General features: G+C 56.5%; 5 protein-coding genes. All 5 read right to left on the bottom strand.

Features of this window, described 5'->3' with window-relative positions:
* Window positions 1-836: cache domain-containing protein (locus B3F77_RS07310; protein ID WP_293604322.1), on the bottom strand; the 836-nt coding region annotated here is incomplete at its 3' end.
* Between the two features lie 61 nt (window positions 837-897).
* Complete coding sequence (locus B3F77_RS07305) at window positions 898-1419, bottom strand: chemotaxis protein CheW (protein ID WP_293604321.1); 522 nt, start codon at window positions 1417-1419, stop codon at window positions 898-900.
* A gap of 334 nt (window positions 1420-1753) precedes the next feature.
* Entirely contained in the window at window positions 1754-2350 is a 597-nt protein-coding gene (locus B3F77_RS07300; protein ID WP_293604320.1) for an OmpA/MotB family protein, read from the bottom strand.
* Window positions 2351-2492: 142 nt separating this feature from the next.
* Window positions 2493-3326 (bottom strand): motility protein A, encoded by an 834-nt coding sequence (locus B3F77_RS07295; protein WP_293604319.1) that lies wholly within the window; start codon window positions 3324-3326, stop codon window positions 2493-2495.
* 221 nt (window positions 3327-3547) lie between these two features.
* Window positions 3548-3968, bottom strand: a 421-nt coding sequence (locus B3F77_RS07290; RefSeq protein WP_293604318.1) for a methyl-accepting chemotaxis protein, incomplete at its 5' end; no start/stop codon positions are given.

The following is a 3968-nucleotide window of genomic DNA, read 5'->3' as shown; positions in this document are numbered from 1 at the left end:
ATCTGGCTGGAGGCGGTGGCGATTTCATTGGCTGATTTTTTGATCGTGCCGATCGTCGTAGCCAGGCGTTCTTGCATGGTTTTCATGGACAAGACCATGCTGCCGGCATCGTTCGGTTTCACCTGGACGGATAAAGTCAGGTCGCCCGCTGCAATACTTTCGGCAATTTCCTTCGCATAGTCCGGGTCACCGCCGATTGACTTTTCGATGCTGCGGATTATCAGAAAAACCACGCAGCTCAACGCAATTCCGACAAATGCGAGCAAGGCTGCCGACTGCCACAGGTCCTTGAGAAACGCACTGTTTACGTCATCGACGTATAAGCCAGTCATGAACGTCCAGTCCCATGGCGTGTACCCCAAGTTGTAAGCAAGTTTTAGTTCTGGCTGTTGTTCTCCAGGTTTGGCCCATAGATACTCCGTGAAGCCACCACCATTTGCTTTGACTTGTTTTAGCGCGTCGATATAGACCAGCGTGCCTTGCGGGTCTTTGAAATCCGACACGTTTGTGCCGACCAATTCTGGCTTAATCGGATGCATCAGGACTGTATGGGAATCAAGCACAGTGAGGTAACCAGATTTACCATACCGTAGTGCTTTGATTCGAGACAACGCCTGCTTTTTGGCCTCTGCTTCAGGCATTGCGCCTGATGCCGCTAAATCGCCATATTCTTTTGCGACGGATTGAGCCATGTCGGCGGCATTACTTAACTGTACTTTGCGTTCTTCCAGCCGGAGGGTTCTGTTTTGCATGACATTTAATGTCATTACCGAAAGCAAGCAAACCCAGCTGATAGCTAGCGGAAGAAAAAGTTTGGTTCGAAAAGTAAGTTTCATAGTGAGGTAAATAGGTAGTTTGTTGGTTTTAGTGCAATGCATCCGGGCCAAAACAAATCGGTCAAAAAGTCATTTCTTTAATCAGTCCCATCTCGGGGCTCGACATCAGCTTGTCGATATCGACCAGGATCAGCATGCGGTCATCCAGCGTTCCCAAGCCGATCAGGTAATCGGTGTCCAGCACCGACCCCATCTCCGGCGCGGGCTTGATTTGATCTGGCGTCAAGGTGATCACGTCCGAGACGCTGTCCACCACCATGCCCATGACCCGGCTGGCCATGTTCAGGATGATCACCACCGTGAACTGGTCGTAGGTGGGCGTTCCCAGATTGAACTTGATCCGCATATCGATGATGGGAACGATGATGCCGCGCAGGTTCACCACGCCCTTGATGTGCTCTGGCGCATTGGCAATGCGGGTCACCGTGTCGTAACCCCGCAGCTCCTGCACTTTCTGGATATCGATGCCGTACTCTTCCTGGCCCAGCGTGAAGGCCAGAAACTCCAGCGCCCTGGCGGTGGAAGCGCCGGCGGGCGTCCCGGCTGCTGTGGCCGGGTTGGGTTTGCTTGTTGTTGCGTGCATGCGCACTCCTTGAAACGATGGTGGGGACATGCCCAGCTAGGCACCAGCACACGCCGGGCCTGAAAAATAAATGCTGTTGAGATGCCAGCGTTTGTTTATCGGCAAGATAGGGAAAAACTTTAGGGAAACGCAGATTTATTCGCTTGAGTTTGCCAACTATTTGTAATGCTCAGACGTTATGAATAAAGAGCCGACAACGTAGAGCCAAGTTGAATCCCACCCCACAGACCCAAGTCAGTTTTTCCCAGGCCGAGTACGGGAAGAAGAAAAAGCGAACATGCAAGAGGCGCTGAGCGAGAGATGGCAAAAGCGCATGACATGGCGTTTCATACTTTTACTTTGACGCCTCCAGTGTCACTTCCACATGCCGGTTGGCGGCCCTGCCTTGCGGGGTGCCATTGGACGCGACGGGCCGGGTGTCGGCGTAGCCGGTCGCACGCATGCGTGCAGGTTTGATACCCTGGCTTTGCAGATACCGAACCACGCTGGCAGCCCGGCCCGTGGACAGCTCCCAATTGGACGGAAAGCGTTCTGTCTGGATCGGCACGTTGTCCGTATGCCCCTCCACCACGACGCGGTATCCAGCCCCGCGGTCAAGAACCGGCACCAGGCGGCCCATCACGGCCAGCCCCGGGGCGCTCAGGTTGGCCTCGCCCGAATTGAACAGAACCTCGCTGCTAATGCGAAAGCTGACCGTTCCCTTGTTCACGACCACCTCGATATTCTTGCCCAGGTTATCCAGCAGCAAACCGGCCAAGGGATCGGGTTCAGGTTCTGGCTTGGCGACCGCCAAGGGCGCTGCCCCGGTCGCTGCACTGACAGGAGCGCCATGCTTGCCGGGGCCGGCGAATGACAGCATCAGCACCATCATGGTCAACAGCAAAGTGATGAGATCAAGATAAGTCAGGAGCCAACCATCTTCATCAGGCACGATCGCGGGTTCGAGATGCCAGCGCGCAAAGCGGCCACTCTTGAGTGCCCTTCGCGGCGCAGACGCTGGCGAAGGGCCGTTTGGAGGCAGCGTCTTGGACTGCGATGAATCGATGGCTCCGTCATCCTTTGCCCGATCATGATCAGACATTGGACTGCGGCGCCGGCGCCGGCACCCGTTCCTCACCGTTTTTACCCGGCGCGCGACCATCAAAAATTTCGTCCTGATAGTGGGCAACGAAGGACTTGAGCGTCTCGCGCATGAGCGTCGGGTTGCGCCTCTCGCACATCATCGAGATGCCTTGCAACACCATGTTCATCAATACAACCCGCGCCTCGGTGCGGCGCTCAAGCTTGACTGCCACCGGCTTGAAAACCAGGTTGGCAAGCAAAATACCGTAAAAAGTGCTCATCAGCCCCACCGCCAATTGGCGACCGATCGCACCGATGTCACCACCACCCAGCAAACTCATCAGATTGACGAGGCCTACCAGGGTACCCAGCATGCCAAAGGCCGGCGCAAAGCCCGCCATCACACGAAACAATTGCGCCTCGGCGGCCTCGCAAGAGCGCAGATGCAAGATGCGCCATTGCATCAAGTCCAGGATGTCTTCCTCCCTTGTCTGGTCAATCACCAACTGCACCCCTGTGCGTAAAAACGGGTTGGTCACATTCTCCAAAGCCCGCTCCACAGCATGCAGGTCACCCGTCATCCACAGCTTTGAAATACGGACCAATTCATCGATGTCATTCTCGGCGTACAGGCGCTCGTTGCGCATCACCGTGGCGATCAGGCCAAACACCCTGAACACCTCCTTGAGCGGGTAGCTCAGAAATGTCGCCGCCAGGGTGCCACCGAGCACAATACCCAGGCTTGGCCAGTCCACATACAGGCGGGGATCATCGGCGGAAAAAAATAGCACGATTGCCAGCAATAAAAAGCTGGCAACCATGCCGATCAACGTGGAAGGATTCATTTGTTTACTCTTGGTAACGTGATTGTGCAATAGGAGTCTGGCCCGGCGAGAATCAGGGCATGCAACCCACTGTCGGGGTAGTGATGCACCTCCCCTTTTGTATTTCCCAGCGTTTGTGGCAGTAGCGACCCCACCACCATGCCAAACAAGGCCGTCAGCAATCCCGCCAATTGCGCCCCGGGGATGTCGGGTTACGCTGCGCTAACCCGACCTACGCTTTTTTAGAACGTTTCCCAGTCGCCGCCAGCAGCCGGCGCGCCCGCCAGCTGCTGGCGTTGCGGCGCGGCAATGGCCTGTTTGGCGCGGGGTGGTTGCTTGGGCGCAGGGCGCGGCTTGCTGGTCGCCGTGCGCTGGGGCGCGGCCACATGATTCCCTTGGTCGTTATCGAGTTTGAAGACGCTGACGACCTCAGACAGGTTGCTGGCCTGTTCTTGCAGCGAGCCGGCTGCTGCGGCAGCTTCCTCCACCAGCGCGGCGTTTTGCTGCGTCACCTGGTCCATCTGCGTGATCGCCTGGTTGATCTGCTCAATGCCTGAGGTCTGCTCCTGGCTGGCTGCAGTGATCTCGGCCATGATGTCGGTCACGGGCGTGACGCTGTCGACGATCTCATCCATGGTCTTGCCGGCTTCAGCCACCTGGGTG

The organism is Polaromonas sp. UBA4122, from assembly GCA_002381615.1.
Taxonomy (GTDB): domain Bacteria; phylum Pseudomonadota; class Gammaproteobacteria; order Burkholderiales; family Burkholderiaceae_C; genus Polaromonas.
This window is presented reverse-complemented; position numbering and strand designations above follow the sequence as displayed.

Bases quoted from the DNA above. Each gene is read 5' to 3' on its own strand.
- B3F77_RS07295 (WP_293604319.1), bottom strand. From the start codon at position 3,326: ATGAATCCTTCCACGTTGATCGGCATGGTTGCCAGCTTTTTATTGCTG.
- B3F77_RS07305 (WP_293604321.1), bottom strand. From the start codon at position 1,419: ATGCACGCAACAACAAGCAAACCCAACCCGGCCACAGCAGCCGGGACG.